Below are 18,237 nucleotides of genomic sequence, written 5' to 3' on the forward strand. Positions count from 1 at the left end.
GGGGGGGGGGGGGGGGCCGGGGGGGGGGGGGGGGGGGCCCCCCCCCCCCCCCCCCCAAAAAGCCAATCCGGCCTCAGCCTTTCGATATCCGCCATATCCCGAACGGCTGGTTCCACGGTTCGATACGCATCCATTGGGTTTTGCCGTACCAGGTCCAACGGTGGCCGTTCATCAGGTCTTCACCTTGGGTGGCCGCGTCGTCGGGCAAACCCATCTCCCACAGCGGCAATTCGAAATGCGCCTCCTGGGCGTTGAACGGGTCGAGGCTGACCGCCACCAGAATGAAGTTGCTGCCATCGGCGTTGCGTTTGCCGAAGTACAGAATGTTGTCGTTCCACGCCGTGTATATCTGTAGACCCAAATGGCTGTGCAGGGCCGGGTTCTGTCGGCGAATGCGATTGAGTTGAGCGATCTCGGCGATGATGTTGCCCGGCGCATTGAAGTCCCGGACACGAATTTCATACTTCTCGGAATCGAGGTATTCCTCCTTGCCCGGCACTGGCGCCGATTCGCACAGTTCAAACCCCGAATACATGCCCCACAAGCCTGAGCCCATGGTCGCCAGCGCCGCCCGGATCAGAAACCCGGCACGGCCCGAGTCATGGAGAAAACCCGGATTGATGTCGGGTGTATTGACGAAAAAGTTCGGCCGGAAGCACTCGCGCCAGGGCGACTGGTTCAGCTCGGTGAAGTACGTTGCCAGTTCGTGCTTGGTGTTACGCCAGGTGAAGTAGGTGTAACTCTGGGAATAACCGACCTTGCCCAGACGCGCCATCATCGCCGGGGTGGTGAAGGCTTCGGCGAGGAAGATCACCTCGGGATACAACGCCCGCACATCACCGATCAACCACTGCCAGAACGGCAAGGGTTTGGTGTGCGGGTTGTCGACGCGAAACATCGTCACCCCCTCCTCGACCCAGCCGACCACGATGTCCCGCAGCTCCAGCCACAGACTTGGGATTGCGTCGCTGGCGTAAAAGTCGACGTTGACGATGTCCTGGTACTTCTTCGGCGGGTTCTCGGCGTATTTGATGGTGCCGTCAGGTCGCCAGTTGAACCAGCCCGGATGCTGTTTCAGCCACGGGTGGTCCTGGGAGCATTGGATGGCGAAATCCAGGGCGATCTCTAGCCCGTGTGCGGCGGCCGCCGCGACCAGACGACGAAAGTCCTCGCGACTGCCCAACTGCGGATGAATCGCCTCGTGCCCCCCTTCGACCCCACCGATGGCATATGGGCTGCCGTGGTCATCAGGGCCGGCGGTCAGGGAGTTGTTCGGGCCTTTGCGATAACTGCGACCAATGGGGTGAATGGGCGGGAAGTACAGCACGTCAAAGCCCATGTCCTGGATCATGGCCAGGCGTGAGTGCACATCATTGAACGTGCCGTGACGTGCCGGATCGTCGGTGATCGAGCGGGGAAACAGCTCGTACCAACTGGCGAACTGCGCACGTTCGCGCTCGACGTCCAGCGGGTACTCCGGACTCAGACTGAAATAGGGACGGTGATCGGCCCCGGCCATCAAGTCAGCACTGCGCGGGTGTAGAAACAGTGCGACTTGCTCGGTTTCGAGCAGCCCGGACAACTCATGGTGCAGCGCCGCCAGGTGCTCGCTCAACTGACCATCACTGCGCTCTGCCGCCTGCAACACCAGGGTGCGCCCTTCTTGAAGCTCCAGGCTGACCGGAACACCCGCGACATGCTTTTTCTCCAGCTCATAACAGAAGCTGGCGAACTGATCGATCCAGGCCTCGATGCAAAAACGATACCGCCCCGGTGTTGCGACGCTGAACTGGCCTTGCCAGGCGTTATTGCCCAGATCGGTCATGACTGCACTCTGCCAGATCAAGTCGGCCTCGGCGTGCCAACGCACACGCACCGCGAGTGTGTCGTGGCCGTCGGCAAAAACCTTGCTGGTCACCGTCACGGCCTGCCCTTCGATGGCCTTGACCGCAAACTGGCCGCCATCGATCACCGGCATCGTGTTCTCGATGACAATCCGTGGCAGCCGCAAGGCCTGCGACAGTGGCAGTTGCGGGTTGTAGTGCAGTTCAGTCGGTTTTTCAGTCGTCATCGAGCATCGCCCCTCACGCCCCAAGGACGCGCATGTGCTTGATCGTGTACTGCTTGTGTGACACCACTTAGGTTCCGAGCATCCGGCTGCGGGAAAAGTTCAGCTGGATATTTGCCGAGCGTACATCACCGAAGCAGAAGCCGACGCATTAACCGTAGCAGGTGCCAACAGTAGTCGAAGGCACCTGAAGGTCAACGGCAGTGATTCGGTGATTTGACTGACGCAGATCACAGACCGCCGCAGACGCCTGAGATAGGCGCTGCTGCCGCGCCTGCCGGGGTGCATCAAGTTGTCGCAGGGGTGGATCAAACGCTCATCTGATCCGCTTTTTAATCCAATACCTGAGTCTGTTATGCAAACAGATCGGTGGTCATAGTTCATCGGCCTGATGGAGGCTGATGAGCGAAAGACCATGAGCGATAGAATCCCCGTCCGATTAGTAGAAACATTCGAGCCTTCGCGCCCAAAGATGAAGGCCAAATCCAGCGACAACCAGATCCACACCCGCAGCTTCACCGGGTTGTTCCGCACCTTGCGTCTGAGCGGTGCGGGGTTACTGTTTCTGGCGTTTTTCGGCACCGTGTGGCTGAACTGGGGCGGCCGACAGGCCGTGCTCTGGGATTTGTCGGAAAGCAAATTCCACATCTTTGGCGCGACGTTCTGGCCCCAGGATTTCATCCTGCTCTCGGCGCTGCTGATTATCTGTGCTTTTGGCCTGTTCGCGGTCACCGTATTTGCCGGACGAGTCTGGTGTGGCTACACCTGCCCGCAGAGCTCCTTCACCTGGCTGTTCATGTGGTGCGAAAAGGTTACCGAGGGCGAGCGCAACCAGCGGATCAAGCTGCAAGCCGCGCCCTGGGGGCTGAACAAACTGATGCGCCGCTCGGCCAAACACACGATGTGGCTGGCCATCAGCCTGCTGACCGGCCTGACCTTTGTCGGCTACTTCACCCCGATTCGCCCGCTGGCCAATGAACTGCTGACCCTGCAAATGGGTGGTGTCAGTCTGTTCTGGGTACTGTTCTTTACCGGCGCGACCTACATCAACGCCGGTTGGCTACGTGAAGCCGTGTGCATGCACATGTGTCCGTATGCGCGATTCCAGAGCGTGATGTTCGACAAAGACACCCTGACCATCTCCTACGACGCCGCCCGCGGCGAAAACCGTGGTCCGCGCAAGCGTGAGGTCAAGCCTGCCGAAGTCGGCCTGGGTGATTGCATCGACTGTCATGTGTGCGTGCAGGTCTGCCCGACCGGCATCGACATCCGCGACGGATTGCAGATGGAATGCATCGGCTGTGCAGCGTGTATCGATGCCTGCGATTCGATCATGGACAAAATGGGCTACGCCCCTGGACTGATCAGCTATACCTCCGAGCATGAATTGCAAGGTGGCAAGACACACCTGCTGCGGCCTCGGTTGATCGGCTACAGCGCGGTGCTGGTGGTAATGATCGGCGCACTGGCGCTGGCCCTGATGGAGCGGCCGATGGTGTCGCTGGACGTCAGCAAGGACCGTGGTCTGTTCCGCGAAAACAGTCAGGGGCAGATCGAAAACATCTATAGCCTCAAAGTCATCAACAAAACCCAGCAACGGCAGGACTATCGCTTGTCCCTGGTGGACGGCGACGGCTTCCAGTTGCAGGGCAAGACCGAGCTGAGCCTGGCGCCGGGAGAAATTGTTGATGTACCGGTTTCAGTGGCCATGACCACCGAAAAACCGAGCAGCAGCTCGCAGACCATCAGCTTCAAAATCACTGACAGCAATGAGCCTTCGGTGAACAGCGTGGCACAGAGCCGTTTTGTTGCACCGCTGAATCGCTGAGCCTTTAAACTCTGTGCCCAGTCAGAGGTTTCAGGTTGAGCACCGTCATTGTGGCGAGGGGGCTTGCCCCCGCTGGACTGCGTAGCAGTCCCATTTTTAGGGCCGCTTCGCGCCCCAGCGGGAGCAAGCCCCCTCGCCACAAAAAGCTCCACTCGCCACAGAAGTATGTGTCGCCTGTTTTCCGTCAAATCCGGGTCCTAGATGAAACGCTACGAAAAATTCGCCGACGACATTGCTGAACTGATCCGCTCCGGGGTGCTCGGCCCCGGCCAGCGCGTACCCTCGGTGCGTTACGCCAGCCAGACTTACGGGGTCAGCCCGTCTACGGTGTTTCAGGCCTACTACCTGCTGGAACGTCGCGGGCTGATCCGGGCGCGCCCGCGCTCGGGCTATTTCGTCAACACCCACGCCCCGAGCCCGTTCTCGGAGCCGGTGATCAGCAGCCAGGTGAACGAGTCCACCGAAGTCGACGTCAGCGAACTGGTGTTCTCGGTGCTCGACTCGATCAAGGACCCGACCACCGTGCCCTTCGGCTCGGCCTTCCCGAGCCCGACACTGTTTCCGCTGCAACGACTCTCTCGCTCGCTGGCCAGTGCTGCCAGGGAGATGGACCCGCGCATGGTGGTCACCGACATGTCGCCGGGCAATCCGCAATTGCGTCGTCAGATTGCCCTGCGCTACATGGTCGGCGGGCTGATGTTGCCCATGGAAGAACTGCTGATCACCAATGGCGCACTGGAAGCACTGAACCTGTGCCTGCAAGCGGTCACCGAACCCGGTGATCTGGTGGCCATCGAAGCACCGGCGTTCTACGCCAGCCTGCAAGTGCTGGAACGGCTCAAGCTCAAAGCCGTGGAAATTCCGGTACACCCGCGCGACGGCATCGACCTCGGTGTGCTGGCGCAAACCCTCGAGCGCCACCCGATCAAAGCCTGCTGGTGCATGACCAGTTTCCAGAACCCGATGGGTGCGACCATGCCCGAGGCCAAGAAACAGGAACTGGTGGCGCTGTTGCGCAGCCATCAGGTGCCGCTGATCGAAGACGATGTCTACGCCGAATTGTATTACGGCCAGCAAGCGCCGAAACCGGCCAAAGCCTTCGACACCGAAGGGCTGGTGATGCACTGCGGCTCGTTCGCCAAAAGCCTCGCCCCCGGTTACCGCATCGGCTGGGTCGCTGCCGGGCGCTATGCCCAGAAAATCGAACGACTGAAGCTGATGACCTCGCTCTGCGCCTCGATGCCGGCCCAGGCTGCCATCGCCGACTACCTGCAACACGGCGGCTACGACCGCCACCTGCGCAAACTGCGCTACGCCCTCGAAGAGCAGCAAAGCGCCATGCTCGCGGCCATCGCCCGCTACTTCCCGGCCCAGACCCGTGTCAGCCAACCGGCCGGCGGCTACTTTTTGTGGCTGGAACTGCCGGCGCAAATGGATTCGTTGAAGTTGTTCCAGATGGCCCTGGCCCAAGGGATCAGCATCGCGCCGGGGCCGATCTTTTCACCGACCCAACGCTTTCGAAATTGCATCCGTTTGAACTACGGCAGCCCGTGGACCGAGGATGCCGAGAAGGCGATGGAGACCTTGGGCAGGATTGTGCGGTCGTTCTGATGACTTGATGTTGTCTGGACTATCGCCTTCGCGAGCAGGCTCGCTCCCACAGGAGAATGCATTCCAAATGTGGGAGCGAGCCTGCTCGCGATGAGGCCCTGACAGACAACGCAAACCTCAAGGGTTAGCGCCCGCCCGCCAGATCCACGAAGGTCCCGGTCGCATAAGAAGCCTTGTCCGACAGCAGCCAGATAATCGCTTCGGCCACTTCATCCGGGCGGCCACCGCGAGCCATCGGAATACCCGATTCCAACTTGCTGACCCGGTCCGGATCGCCGCTCAGGGCGTGAAAGTCGGTGTAGATGTAGCCGGGACGTACGGCGTTGACGCGGATGCCTTCGCCGGCGACTTCCTTGGACAGGCCGATGGTAAAGGTATCCAGCGCCCCTTTGGAGGCTGCGTAATCGACGTATTCGCCCGGTGAACCGAGGCGCGAAGCGACCGATGACACGTTGACGATGCTGCCACCCTGCCCGCCGTGTCTGGGCGACATGCGCAGCAGCGCATGCTTGGCGCAGAGGATCGGCGCCAGGACGTTAGTTTTCATGGTTTTCAGAATACGGAATTCGGACATTTCATCGACCCGCGACTTTTGCCCGACAGTGCCGGCGTTGTTCACCAGTGCGGTGACCCGGCCCAGCTCGGTGTCGACACGGTGGAACAGGCTGATCACTTCATCTTCGATGCTGACGTCGGCGCGCACGGCGATCGCTTGGGCGCCGAGCGCGCGGACGTGTTCGAGTACCTGTTGCGCGGCCTGTTCATCGGCCTGGTAGTTGATGCAGATTCGATAGCCTTGCTCGGCCGCCAAGAGTGCTGTAGCCGCACCGATACCGCGACTGCCGCCGGTGATGACAATGACTTTGTCCATGCTGATTCCCCCATTCGAACCCGAAGCCTGCGCCGCAAGAATACCTGCCGGCGCCGGGTTTTGCATGGGCGCTCATCAAGTGGGACGAGCAACACAACTCCCGTAGCAGCTGCCGAAGGCTGCGTTCGGCAGCGAAGCGGCCGTGAATTCAGACGCTGCGGTGTTTCAGGGTGACCGTGCATACAGGCTTTACGACTGCTTCGCAGCCGAACGCAGCCTCGCAGGCTCGGCAGCTGCTACGGGTGGCCTTCAGCCTGTCGCCAATTGCTCGGCCCGGCGGATGTCGACCATGAACCTTTCGGCCGGTAACGGATGACCCAACAGGTAACCCTGCAAGGAATCACAGCCCAGCTGGGTCAGGAAGTCCTGCTGCACATCGGTTTCCACACCTTCGGCGACGATGCGCAATCCCAGTGCCTGACCGAGGGCGACGATGGCCGAGACAATCGCCGCGTCATCACTGTCGCGCTCCAGGTCGCGGACAAAACCACGGTCGATCTTCAGCTCATTGGCCGGTAGGCGCTTGAGGTACATCAAACTCGAATAACCGGTACCAAAGTCGTCGATGGACAGGTCGACGCCCATTTCCGAGAGCTGCTTGAGCACCGTCATGCTGGCATCGGCATCGCTCATGGCGGTGGTTTCGGTGATTTCCAGGGTCAGGCTATTGGCGGGTAAATTATGGGTCGCCAGGGCTGTGGCGACACTTTGGACCAGCCCGACATGACAGAACTGCAACGCCGAGAGATTCACCGCAATACGCCAGTGGGTGTAACCCTCAACGTGCCAGAGGCGCATTTGTCGGCACGCTTCATTAAGCACCCAATCACCGATCTGAATGATCAACCCGGTTTTCTCCGCCAGCTCAATGAACTTGTCCGGCAGCAGCATGCCCTGGGTCGGGTGTTCCCAACGCAGCAAGGCTTCGGCACCGACTGGCCGACCATTGCTGGCGTCAAATTTGGGTTGATAGTGCAGGCTGAATTGCTGTTGCTCGACCGCATTGCGTAAATCCTGAAGCATTTGCAGTTGCTTGCGGGCGTTGTTATTCATCGAGGCATCGAAGAAGCGGTAACCGTTCTTGCCCGTGCCTTTGGCGTGATACATCGCCGCGTCGGCGTTCATCAGCAGCTCTTGGGGGGTCTGTCCGTTGCCGGGGTAAACGGCAATGCCGACGCTGGCAGAGATCTGCAAGTCGTGTTCAGCAACGCGGAACGGGCGCGAGATCAGGCCCACCTGACGCGCCGCCAGACGCAAGGCATCGTCGGGCTCGGCAAGCTGCACCAGCAAGACGAATTCGTCACCGCCAATGCGCGCCAGTGTGTCCTGGCTGCGCAGGTCCTCGCGCAAACGCACACCGACTTCGCGCAGCAACTGGTCGCCCATGTGATGGCCAAACGCATCGTTGACGGGCTTGAAGCCGTCCAGATCGATGAACATCAACGCGAAACAACCGCCCTGCTCCTGCACCACATGCATAGCTTGGTCGATGCGATCTGCGAGCAGGATACGATTCGGCAACCCGGTCAGGGTGTCGTGCAACGCCAGTTGGGTGAGTTCGCGATTGGCCAGGGTCAACGAGTTGGCCAGTTCAGCGGTGCGAGCTTCAAGACGCGCATCGAGGATCGAGGTCAATAACGCGATACTCAACACCGCCAACGTGGTGATCAGCACCAGGTTATCCAGGCCCTTGCCACTCAAACCGTCCAGTGCGGCGCCACAAAAGCTGCCATCGGGGAAGCGCGCCGCCGCCATCCCGGTGTAGTGCATGCCGACAATGGCGATACCCATGACCACTGCTGCGCCGCCGCGAGCAAAGCGCACATACGGGGTGTTCTGACGTAAACGAAAGGCGATCCACAACGCTGCGGCCGAAGCCCCGACGGCAATCGCCAACGAGGCGCCAAACAATGTCGGATCGTAATCAATACCCGGCTGCATGCGCATGGCGGCCATGCCCGTGTAGTGCATGCCGCTGATGCCCGAGCCCATGATCAGTGCGCCGAACGCCAGTTGCCAACCCGGCAAACGCGGCTGGCTGACCAACCACAGCGCAAACCCGCAGGACAGGATCGCGATCACCAGCGATAACGCGGTGATGCCGATGTCGTACCCGAGGCTGATCGGCAACCTGAACGCCAGCATGCCAATAAAGTGCATCGACCAGACGCCCACGCCCATGGCCAGCGCACCACCCGCTGTCCACAGATGCACCGCCCGACCTTTGGACGTTGCGATGCGCCCGGTCAGGTCCAGGGCGGTATAGGAGGCAAGAATCGCCACACAGAGGGAGATCAAGACCAGGGCGGGGGAATAGCTACCGATTAGCATCAGACTTCTCGAGACCGCCCCGCCGTACTGCGTCCATGCTCATGGGGGCAAAGTGCGCGATTGTACTGATTTCAACCACGAACGCACTCACAAAGTAACCAAAAGGCCATTAGTGCGACGGACAGTCTGTCACAAGGCAGAACACGCCCTTACAGGGAGTAAGGGTGACTGCAAAATTGTGGCGAGGGAGCTTGCTCCCTCGACGAAAAGGCACTCTTGTCTAATGCCAGTCAGTCAAGCCAGGACGCAATCCGTAGCAGCTGCCAAAGGCTGCGTTCGGGTGCGTAGCACTCGTAAATCCTGCTTGCACGATTAATCTGAAAGACCGCATGGCCTGATTTCACGACCGCTTCGCGGCCGAACGCAGGCTTCGCCAGCTGCAGGGAATGTGCCGAGCCTGACACTCCTTAACTGACTGGCATCAGGCGCTCTTGCCTATTCTTTTTCGCTGGTCTGCAGTTGGCCATCCCAGCCACCGCCCAACGCGGCGATCAAATTCACACTGGCAATCAGCCGGCTTTGCTGCAAGGTCAGTACGCTGCGCTCGTTGCTCAGGGCCGTGGCCTGGACCACCACCACATCGAGGTAAGCGATCAACCCGGCCTTGTACTGGTTCAGGGTCAGGCGCAACGACTCGCGGGCCGAGTCCAGCGCTTGCTGACGTACCACTGCTTCGTCTTCGAGCACCTTGAGCTGCACCAGGTAGTTTTCGACTTCGCGGAACCCGTCGAGTACCGTCTGCCGGTACTTGGCCACGGTCTGGTCATACACCGCCTCGGTGCGGTCGACTTCCGCCGAGCGCTGGCCGCCGTCGAACAAGGTCATGGCGAGTTTGGGACCCACCGACCAGAAACGGTTCGGCAAGCTGATCAGGTCAGAATACGTGCTACTGCTGTAGCCGCCACTCATGCTCAAAGTCAGATCCGGGTAATAAGCCGCTTTGGCCACCCCGATATTGGCGTTGGCGGCGATGACCGAACGCTCGGCCGACGCGACATCCGGACGGCGCTCCAGCAGTTGCGATGGCAGGCTCAGCGGAACCTGCGGCAATGCCGGAATGGTCTGGGTTTCGGCCAGATTGAACTCAGCCGGCGGCAAGCCGATCAGCACGGCGATTGCATTCTCGAACTGCGCCCGCTGCCAGATCAGGTCGACCATGTCGGCCTGGGTACTTTTAAGCTGGGTTTGCGCCTGGGCCACCGCATCCTTGCCGGAAATCCCCGCACGGTACTGGTTTTCGGTCATGGTCAACGAACGCTGATAGTTTTCGACCGTGGCTTGCAGCAGACGTTTTTGCTGGTCGATCACCCGCAATTGCAGGTAGTTCTGCACCAGTTCCGATTGTTGACTCAGGCGCATCGCGGCCAGGTCGGCAAAACTCGCTTCGGCGCTGGCCTTATCGGCTTCCAGGCCCCGACGCAGTTTGCCCCAGACGTCCGCTTCCCAGCTCACCCCAAGCTGAGTGTTATAGGTGTCGCGGATGCCGCTGTTGGTACTGCTTAAACTCGAACTGCTGCTACCGGTGCCCTGACTGGAGCGGGTTTTCCCGGCACTCAGATTGACGCTTGGAAAAAAAGCCCCCCGGGCACTGCTTACCAGCGCCTGAGCCTGACGGTATTGAGCTTCGGACTGGGCAACGGTCTGGTTGGCGCCGTTCAGTTTGTCGACCAGCCCGTTGAGCTGCTGATCGCCGTACAACTCCCACCAGGCGCCACGGGCCAATGAGTCGCTCGGAGTCGCCTGACGCCAGCCTTCTGCCTGCTTGTACTGTGCAGGCTCAGCCACTGGCGGACGCTGATAATCCGGGCCGATGGCGCAGGCGCTGAGCATCAAGACACTGAGCGAAAGACTCAGCAAGCGCGAGCCACGGGCCGAAACCAGGCGCCGGGTCGTCGGCGCGTCGAGGTTGAACAGGCAACGGTCAGTCATAGCGGAGTTTCCAGAGAAGCATCGGTACGAACCCCACGCCAGCGGTTGACCCGATGGCGCAAATGGTCGAGATAGAGGTAGACCACCGGGGTGGTGAAAAGGGTCAGCACCTGGCTGAAGATCAACCCGCCGATGATGGTCAGGCCCAGTGGCTGGCGCATTTCCGCGCCTTCGGCGGTGCTCAGCACCAAGGGCAAGGCGCCCAGAATCGCCGCCAGGGTGGTCATCAGGATCGGCCGCAGACGCAACAGACAGGCACTGCGAATCGACTCCAGCGGTTCCATGCCCTGATGGCGCTCAAGCTGCAGTGCGAGGTCGATCATCAAAATGGCGTTTTTCTTCACCACACCAATCAGCAAAAACAGCCCGAGCAGCGAAATCAGGCTGAATTCGCCGCCCAGCACATAGATCGACAGCAACGCGCCGACGCCCGCCGAAGGCAACGTGGAAAGAATGGTCAACGGGTGCACGTAACTTTCGTACAACACACCCAACACCAGATACACCGCCACCAGCGCACCAAGAATCATCCATGGCTGACTCTTCTGGGTCGCGGCAAAGGCGTCGGCAGTACCGGCCATCTTGGCGATCACCTCTTCCGGCAGCCCCAGCTTGGCAATCGCCCGTTCGATGGCGGCCGAGCCTTGTTGGACGGTCACGCCTTCGGCCATATCAAACGAGACGCTCTCGGAAGCGAACTGCCCTTCGTGGCTGACCCGGTCGTTTTCCTCACTGTTTTCGTAGTGGGCAATCGCCGACAGCGGAATGCGTGCGCCCGCAGCGGTGATCACCTGAACCTGATTAAGGGTGATCGGGTCCTGGGCGTATTTCGGATTGACCTCCATCACCACCTGATACTGGTTGAGGCTGTCGTAAATGGTGGAAATCTGTCGCTGGCTATAGGCGTTGTTCAGCACTGTGGTCACCATGGCCATGTCTATCCCTAAGCGTTTGGCCTGGTCACGGTCGACCACCAGCGTCACCTGCGCGGCACCCCGCCCTTCGCGGGCGTCGATGGCCGTCAGTTCGGGCAGCGCTTTGAGTGCCGCGACGACTTTCGGGTACCACTCGCGCAACGCCGACAGATCACCGCTTTGCAGGATGTAGGTGTATTGCGAGGTGGTCTGCTCGCGGCCACCGCCAAACTGCAAGTCCTGGTCGGCCATCAGCATCAACTGGGCACCCGCAACCTTGGGCATTTCCTTGCGCAGGCGTTCGATGACTTTCTGCGCAGAAATGTTGCGCACCTTGATCGGTTTCAGGCGCACCAGCATCAAAGCGTTATTGGTGCCGTTGGTACCGCCGATAAAACCGGCGACGCTTTCCACGGCATCGTCTTTCAACACCGCGCGGCGGAAGACTTCCATTTTCGGCTGCATGACATTGAACGACAGGCCATTGTCGCCGCGGACAAAACCGATCAGTTGGCCGGTGTCCTGCTGCGGCAGAAAGGTCTTGGGCACCACCACATACAAGGCGACGTTGACGCCAATGGTGATCAACAGGCTGAGCAGCGTCAGGCGCCGATGACGCAACACCCAATCCAGACCGCTGGCATAGTGCTTGACCATCCAGTCGTTGGCCCGCTGGCTGGCACGCTGCAAACGGCTTTCCTGGCCCGGCACATGGGGTTTTAGCCAGCGGGCGCAAAGCATCGGCGTCAGGGTCAGCGACACCACCAGCGACACGACAATGGACGCCGCCAGGGTAATCGAGAACTCACGGAACAGGCTTTCGATGATCCCGCCCATGAACAGAATCGACAGGAACACCGCCACCAGCGAGACGTTCATCGACAGCAAGGTAAAACCGACTTCCTTGGCGCCCAGGTACGCCGCCTTCATCGGCGCGATACCTTCGTCGATGTGCCGCGAGATGTTTTCCAGCACCACGATGGCATCGTCCACCACAAGCCCGGTGGCCAGAATCAGCGCCATCAGCGACAGGTTGTTCAGCGAGAATCCATAGAGGTACATCACCGCGAACGTACCGACCAGCGACACCGGCACCGCCAGCGTCGGGATCAAGGACGCGCGGAAGTTACCGAGGAACAGGTACACCACCAGAATCACCAGCGCCACGGCAATCAGCAGGGTCATTTCCGCTTCGTGCAGGGTTGCCTTGATCACCGGCGAGCGGTCCATCGCCAGGTTCAGCTTGACGCTGGCCGGCAATACCGCCTGCAACGCCGGCAACTGCGCCTTGATATCGTTGACCGTTTTAATGATGTTGGCACCGGCCTGGCGGTTGATCACCAGCAGCACCGCCGCATCATCGTTGAAGAAACCGCTGTTGTAGCGGTCTTCGACGCTGTCGCGGACCTTGGCCACATCACCCAGGCGTAACGCCGAGCCATTCTGGTAGCGAATGATCAGCGGCTCATAGTCCTTGGCCTTCTCCAACTGGTCGTTGGCCTGTACCTGCCACATCCGCTGATCGTCTTCGATCGAGCCTTTGGGCCGGCGCACGTTGGCGTTGGCGATGGTGTTGCGCACGTCATCCAGCGCCACGCCGTACTGGTTCAGCAGTTGTGGCTCAAGTTCGATGCGCACCGCCGGCAACGAGCTGCCGCCGATTTGCACTTCACCGACGCCGGGCACCTGGGACAGGCTTTGCGAGAGGATGGTCGAGGCCAGGTCGTAGAGCTGACCTTTTTCCAGCACGTCCGAGGTCAGCGACAGCACCATGATCGGCGCCTGGGACGGGTTGACCTTCTTGTAGGTCGGCATGCTGCGCATACCGCTGGGCAGCAGGTTGCGCGAAGCGTTGATTGCCGCCTGCACCTCCCGCGCCGCGCCGTTGATGTCGCGGTCCATGTCAAACTGCAGGATCACCCGGGTCGAGCCCTGGCTGGAGCGGCTGCTCATGGTGTTGATCCCGGCGATGGCGCCGAAGGATCGCTCCAGCGGCGTTGCCACGGTGGACGCCATGACCTCGGGGCTCGCGCCCGGCAGGCTCGCCGAAACCACGATCACCGGAAAGTCCATTTGTGGCAGCGGCGACACCGGCAGCAAACCGAAACTCACACCGCCCAGCAGCATGATCGCCAGGCTCAGCAACATCGTCGCTACCGGCCGGCGAATGAAAGGTCCGGACAGGTTCATGGCTGCTCTACCGGCTCCAGACGCTCAGGCGCAGGCCGCCAGCGCCGACCGAGGCGGTCGAAATACAGGTAGATCACCGGCGTGGTGAACAGCGTCAACACCTGGCTCACCAGCAGGCCGCCGACCATCACCAGACCCAGTGGCTGGCGCAATTCCGCACCGGAGCCCGTGGCGAGCATCAGCGGCACTGCGCCGAACAACGCGGCCAGGGTGGTCATCAGAATCGGCCGAAAACGCAACAGCGCCGCCTGGTAGATCGCCGTCGCCGGGTCCATGCCCTGATTGCGCTCGGCGTCGAGGGCGAAGTCGATCATCATGATCGCGTTTTTCTTGACGATACCGATCAGCAAGATGATGCCAATGATCGCGATCATGCCCAGGTCATTGCCGCTGAGGATCAGCGCCAACAAGGCACCGACCGCCGCCGACGGCAAGGTCGACAGAATGGTGATCGGGTGAATGTAGCTCTCGTAAAGCACGCCGAGCACGATGTACATGGTCACCACCGCCGCCAGAATCAGCAGCAAGGTGCTCGACAACGAGGCCTCGAACGCCTGGGCCGCGCCCTGAAACTGAGTCTGCACGCCGAGCGGCATGCCGATGTCCTTCTGCACCTTGTTGATCAGCTCGACGGCCTGGCCCAACGCCACGCCGGGCGCAAGGTTGAACGACATCATCACCGCCGGGAACTGGCCGATATGTGCAATCGCCAATTGCGCCTGGCGTTCTTCGACGTGGGCCAGGCTGGACAATCGTACCTGACCGCCATTGGTGGTCTTGACGTGAATCTGCTCCAGCGCCTGCGGGCCGATCGTCTCGCCGTCCTGCGCCTGCATCACTACACGGTACTGGCTGGCCTGGGTGTAAATGGTCGAGATCTGCCGCTGACCAAACGCGTCGTACAACGCGTCGGTGATGTTCGACACCGATACACCGATACGCGAAGCGGCATCGCGGTCGATCACCAGAAAAACCTGCAAGCCCTTGTCCTGCAAATCGCTGGCAACGTCGGTCAGCTCCGGTTGCTTGGCCAGCGCCTCGACCAGTCGGCCGCTCCACAGGCTGAGCAAGCCAGCATCCGGTGACGACAGGCTGAATTGGTACTGCGTGCGGCTGACCCGGTCTTCGATGGTCAAATCCTGCACCGGCTGCATAAACAGACGTATACCCACCAGTTTGTCCAGCTGCGGTTGCAACCGGCTGATCACCTGGGCCGCGCTCAGGTCGCGGTCTTTGTGCGGTTTGAGGTTGATCAGCAGGCGCCCGCTGTTCAAGGTGGCGTTGTCGCCGTCGACACCGATATACGACGACAGGCTTTGCACTGCCGGATCGGCCAGAATGACTTTGGCCAGTTCCTGCTGACGCTGGCTCATGGCTGCAAAGGAAATCGACTGCGGCGCCTCGGAAATCCCTTGGATCACCCCGGTGTCCTGCACCGGGAAGAAGCCCTTGGGCACCACGATATACAGGAACACCGTCAGGCCCAGGGTGGCGATGGCCACCAGCAGGGTCAGCGGCTGATGCTTGAGTACCCACTGCAACTTGCGCCCGTAAGCGGCGATCAGCCAGTCGATCCATGCACCGCTGGCCCGGTAGAAACGGCCCTGCTCTGATGCCTTGGGTTCACGCTTGAGCAACCGCGCGCACATCATTGGCGTCAGGGTCAGGGAAACCACCAGCGAAATCAGGATCGCCACCGCGAGGGTAATCGCAAACTCGCGGAACAGGCGTCCGACCACATCGGCCATGAACAACAACGGAATCAATACCGCGATCAGCGACAGGGTCAGCGAGATCAGGGTGAAGCCGATCTGCTTGGCCCCCTTGAGCGCTGCTTGCAGCGGGCTGTCGCCCTCTTCGATGAAGCGTGAAATGTTTTCCAGCATGACGATCGCGTCGTCGACCACAAAACCGGTGGCGATGGTCAACGCCATTAACGTCAGGTTGTTGACCGAGAAACCGGCCAGGTACATCACGCCAAAAGTGCCGACCAACGACAACGGCACCGCGATCGACGGAATGAGAGTGGCACTGGCCCGGCGCAAGAACAGGAACGTCACCATCACCACCAGGGCGATGGCGATCAGCAGCTCGTGCTGCACGTCGGAGACCGAAGCACGGATGGTCTGGGTACGGTCGGTGAGCACCGTCACGTCGAGGCCGGCCGGCAGGTTATCGGTAATGCTCGGCAACAAGGCCTTGATCCGGTCGACCACCTCGATCACGTTGGCGCCCGGTTGGCGCTGGATGTTCAGCAGCACGGCCTGGTTTTCGTTGGCCCACGCGGCGAGGCGTTCGTTTTCGGCACCGTCGACGATCTGCGCAACATCCTTGAGCCGCAACGGCGCGCCGTTCTTATAGGCCAGGATCAGTTCGGCGTAGTCCTTGGGCGAAGTCAATTGATCGTTGGCATCGAGCATCGACACCCGGGTCGGGCCGTCGAAGTTGCCTTTGGGCTGATTGACGTTGGACGCGCCGATCAAGGTGCGCACATCCGACAGATTCAAGCCGTTGGCCGCCAGGGCCTGCGGGTTGACCTTGATCCGCACGGCCTGGCGCTGGCCGCCGGCGATGCTGACCATGCCGACGCCACTGATCTGGGCGATTTTCTGCGCCATGCGCGTGTCGACCAGATCATTGAGTTTTGGCAGCAGCATGGTTTTGGAGGTGATTGCCAGGGTCAGCACCGGGGTGTCCGCCGGGTTGACCTTGTTGTACACCGGGGGGGCTGGCAAGTCCTTGGGCAACAAATTGGTCGCCGCGTTGATCGCCGCCTGCACCTGTTGCTCGGCGACGTCCATGTTGATGTCGAGGCTGAAGCGCAGCGTCAGCACCGAGGCGCCACCGGAGCTGGTCGATGCCATTTGGGTCAGGCCGGGCATTTGCCCGAACTGGCGCTCAAGTGGTGCGGTGACCGCACTGGTCATCACATCCGGACTGGCGCCCGGGTACAGGGTCATGACCCGAATGGTCGGGTAATCGACCTGAGGCAGTGCAGAGACCGGCAACAGCTTGTAGGCGATCAGGCCGGCCAACACGATGGCCAGCATGCTCAGGGTAGTGGCTACCGGGCGAAGGATGAACAGCCGCGAGATGTTCATGCGCCGACCTTTTGCGCCTTGCCAGTGGCTTTCGGATCAGTCGCGGCGTTTGTCGATTGGCCTTGCGCAGTATCGGTCTGAGTCGCTGGCGCGGCGTTGCTGTCGTTGACCACCTCGACCTCACTGCCCTCCTTGAGGCGGTCAGTGCCTTCCAGAACCACGCGATCACCGGCTTTCAAGCCTTCCATGATCACGGTGTTGTCGCCATCGCTGGCGCCGATTTTCAACTGACGGATGGTGACTTTCTTGTCACCGTCCAAGGCATAGACGAAGGTGCCGTTGGTGCCGAACTGAATGGCCGCCGATGGTGCCAGCACCACACCTTTGAGGGTGTCAGCCAGCAACCGGACGTTGACGAACTGATTGGGGAACAGCGCCAGGTCGCGGTTGTCGTAACGCGCCTTGAACTTCAGCGTACCGGTGGTGGTGTCGATCTGGTTGTCCAGGCTTTGCAAGACACCGCTGGCCTGCAATTGGGTGTCGCCACGATCCCAGGCTTCAACCGGCAGCCTGGCACCCGAGTGGTAGCGGGCCAGTACGGTATCGAGACTGTTTTCCGGCAAGGTGAAGACCACGCTGATCGGTTGGGTCTGGGTGATGACCGCCAGGAACGTGGTGTCATTGGCGGCCACCAGGTTGCCGACGTCCAGTTGCCGCAGGCCGACGCGCCCGGTGATCGGCGCACGGATCTTGGTGAATTCCAGATTGAGTTTGGCGTCATTGACCGCCGCCTGATTGGTCTTGACCGTGCCCTGGTACTGCCCCACCAGCGCTGCGGCGGTGTCGAGGGTCTGTTTGGCGATACTGTCTTGCGCATACAAGCCGCGATAGCGCTCCAGATCCACCACGGCATTTTTCAACTGCGCCTGGTTCTGCAACAACGTGCCCTCGGCCTGGAGCAAGGCGTTCTGGTAAGGACGCGGGTCGATCTCGGCGAGCAGGTCGCCGGCCTTGACCATCTGCCCTTCTTCGAACGCAATCTTCACCAATTCGCCGCCCACGCGGCTGCGCACATTAATGGTGTTCAGGGCAGTGACCGTGCCCAGGGCTTTGTAGTACAGCGGGAAATCACCCACGACCGCCGGCGCGACCCGAACCGGGACCGGCCCCGTAGCGCCGCCGAAACCCGGACGCATCCCGCCTGACTTGCCAACATGCCCGGCCGCTGCCTTTTCTGCAGGGGCGCCTTTATGGGCCGCACCGCCTGGCCAGAATTTCCAGCACAGGCCGGCAATGACCAACAGGACAAGCAGGCCGAGTAGCCAGCGACGGGGATGACGGGAAGCAGAGGATTGCATGGAATGATCAACCATTGGGCGCGTGTGGGCTTCTTTATACGGGAGGCTGAAAGATAAGCACTGGCGGACGTTAAGCAAAGCGCCTTTACCGGCAAT

9 protein-coding genes and 1 pseudogene are annotated in these 18,237 nt (G+C 60.8%); 3 read left to right on the plus strand and 7 right to left on the minus strand.

The window, feature by feature from the left end:
* Nucleotides 1-73: 73 nt before the first annotated feature.
* Complete coding sequence (locus NTD87_RS22435) at nt 74-2,071, minus strand: alpha-1,4-glucan--maltose-1-phosphate maltosyltransferase (RefSeq protein ID WP_262116382.1); 1,998 nt, start codon at nt 2,069-2,071, stop codon at nt 74-76.
* A gap of 97 nt (nt 2,072-2,168) precedes the next feature.
* Here NTD87_RS22435 and NTD87_RS22440 point away from each other — a divergent pair.
* From NTD87_RS22440 to mapR, 3 genes and pseudogenes are all read left to right on the plus strand, one after another.
* Nucleotides 2,169-2,288 (plus strand): annotated as a pseudogene (locus NTD87_RS22440) (DUF3203 family protein); the annotation flags it as partial.
* 195 nt (nt 2,289-2,483) lie between these two features.
* A complete protein-coding gene (gene ccoG, locus NTD87_RS22445) occupies nt 2,484-3,896 on the plus strand; it encodes a cytochrome c oxidase accessory protein CcoG (RefSeq protein WP_262116384.1) in 1,413 nt (470 codons plus the stop codon).
* 201 nt (nt 3,897-4,097) lie between these two features.
* Complete coding sequence (gene mapR, locus NTD87_RS22450) at nt 4,098-5,507, plus strand: GntR family transcriptional regulator MpaR (RefSeq protein ID WP_262116385.1); 1,410 nt, start codon at nt 4,098-4,100, stop codon at nt 5,505-5,507.
* A gap of 124 nt (nt 5,508-5,631) precedes the next feature.
* On the opposite strand, the gene NTD87_RS22455 is transcribed toward mapR, so the two are convergent.
* From NTD87_RS22455 to NTD87_RS22480, 6 genes are all read right to left on the minus strand, one after another.
* Entirely contained in the window at nt 5,632-6,378 is a 747-nt protein-coding gene (locus NTD87_RS22455) for an SDR family oxidoreductase (protein WP_262116386.1), read from the minus strand.
* Between the two features lie 249 nt (nt 6,379-6,627).
* A complete protein-coding gene (locus NTD87_RS22460; RefSeq protein ID WP_262116387.1) occupies nt 6,628-8,709 on the minus strand; it encodes a putative bifunctional diguanylate cyclase/phosphodiesterase in 2,082 nt (693 codons plus the stop codon).
* 435 nt (nt 8,710-9,144) lie between these two features.
* Entirely contained in the window at nt 9,145-10,638 is a 1,494-nt protein-coding gene (locus NTD87_RS22465; protein WP_262116389.1) for an efflux transporter outer membrane subunit, read from the minus strand.
* On the minus strand, nt 10,635-13,742 hold the full coding sequence (locus NTD87_RS22470; RefSeq protein ID WP_262116390.1) for an efflux RND transporter permease subunit: 3,108 nt from the start codon (nt 13,740-13,742) through the stop codon (nt 10,635-10,637). Before NTD87_RS22470 ends, NTD87_RS22465 begins: the two co-directional genes overlap by 4 nt.
* Nucleotides 13,739-16,843 carry an MdtB/MuxB family multidrug efflux RND transporter permease subunit gene (locus NTD87_RS22475; protein WP_262116391.1) on the minus strand — a complete coding sequence of 1,035 codons (3,105 nt, stop codon included), beginning with the start codon at nt 16,841-16,843 and terminating at the stop codon, nt 13,739-13,741. Before NTD87_RS22475 ends, NTD87_RS22470 begins: the two co-directional genes overlap by 4 nt.
* Nucleotides 16,840-18,156 (minus strand): MdtA/MuxA family multidrug efflux RND transporter periplasmic adaptor subunit, encoded by a 1,317-nt coding sequence (locus NTD87_RS22480; protein ID WP_262116392.1) that lies wholly within the window; start codon nt 18,154-18,156, stop codon nt 16,840-16,842. Before NTD87_RS22480 ends, NTD87_RS22475 begins: the two co-directional genes overlap by 4 nt.
* Nucleotides 18,157-18,237 lie beyond the last annotated feature (81 nt).

Origin of the sequence: Pseudomonas sp. 6D_7.1_Bac1 (assembly GCF_025465945.1) — a bacterium.
GTDB lineage: Bacteria > Pseudomonadota > Gammaproteobacteria > Pseudomonadales > Pseudomonadaceae > Aquipseudomonas.

Bases quoted from the DNA above. Each gene is read 5' to 3' on its own strand.
- NTD87_RS22435 (WP_262116382.1), bottom strand. From the start codon at position 2,071: ATGACGACTGAAAAACCGACTGAACTGCACTACAACCCGCAACTGCCA.
- ccoG (WP_262116384.1), top strand. From the start codon at position 2,484: ATGAGCGATAGAATCCCCGTCCGATTAGTAGAAACATTCGAGCCTTCG.
- mapR (WP_262116385.1), top strand. From the start codon at position 4,098: ATGAAACGCTACGAAAAATTCGCCGACGACATTGCTGAACTGATCCGC.
- NTD87_RS22455 (WP_262116386.1), bottom strand. From the start codon at position 6,378: ATGGACAAAGTCATTGTCATCACCGGCGGCAGTCGCGGTATCGGTGCG.
- NTD87_RS22460 (WP_262116387.1), bottom strand. From the start codon at position 8,709: ATGCTAATCGGTAGCTATTCCCCCGCCCTGGTCTTGATCTCCCTCTGT.
- NTD87_RS22465 (WP_262116389.1), bottom strand. From the start codon at position 10,638: ATGACTGACCGTTGCCTGTTCAACCTCGACGCGCCGACGACCCGGCGC.
- NTD87_RS22470 (WP_262116390.1), bottom strand. From the start codon at position 13,742: ATGAACCTGTCCGGACCTTTCATTCGCCGGCCGGTAGCGACGATGTTG.
- NTD87_RS22475 (WP_262116391.1), bottom strand. From the start codon at position 16,843: ATGAACATCTCGCGGCTGTTCATCCTTCGCCCGGTAGCCACTACCCTG.
- NTD87_RS22480 (WP_262116392.1), bottom strand. From the start codon at position 18,156: ATGGTTGATCATTCCATGCAATCCTCTGCTTCCCGTCATCCCCGTCGC.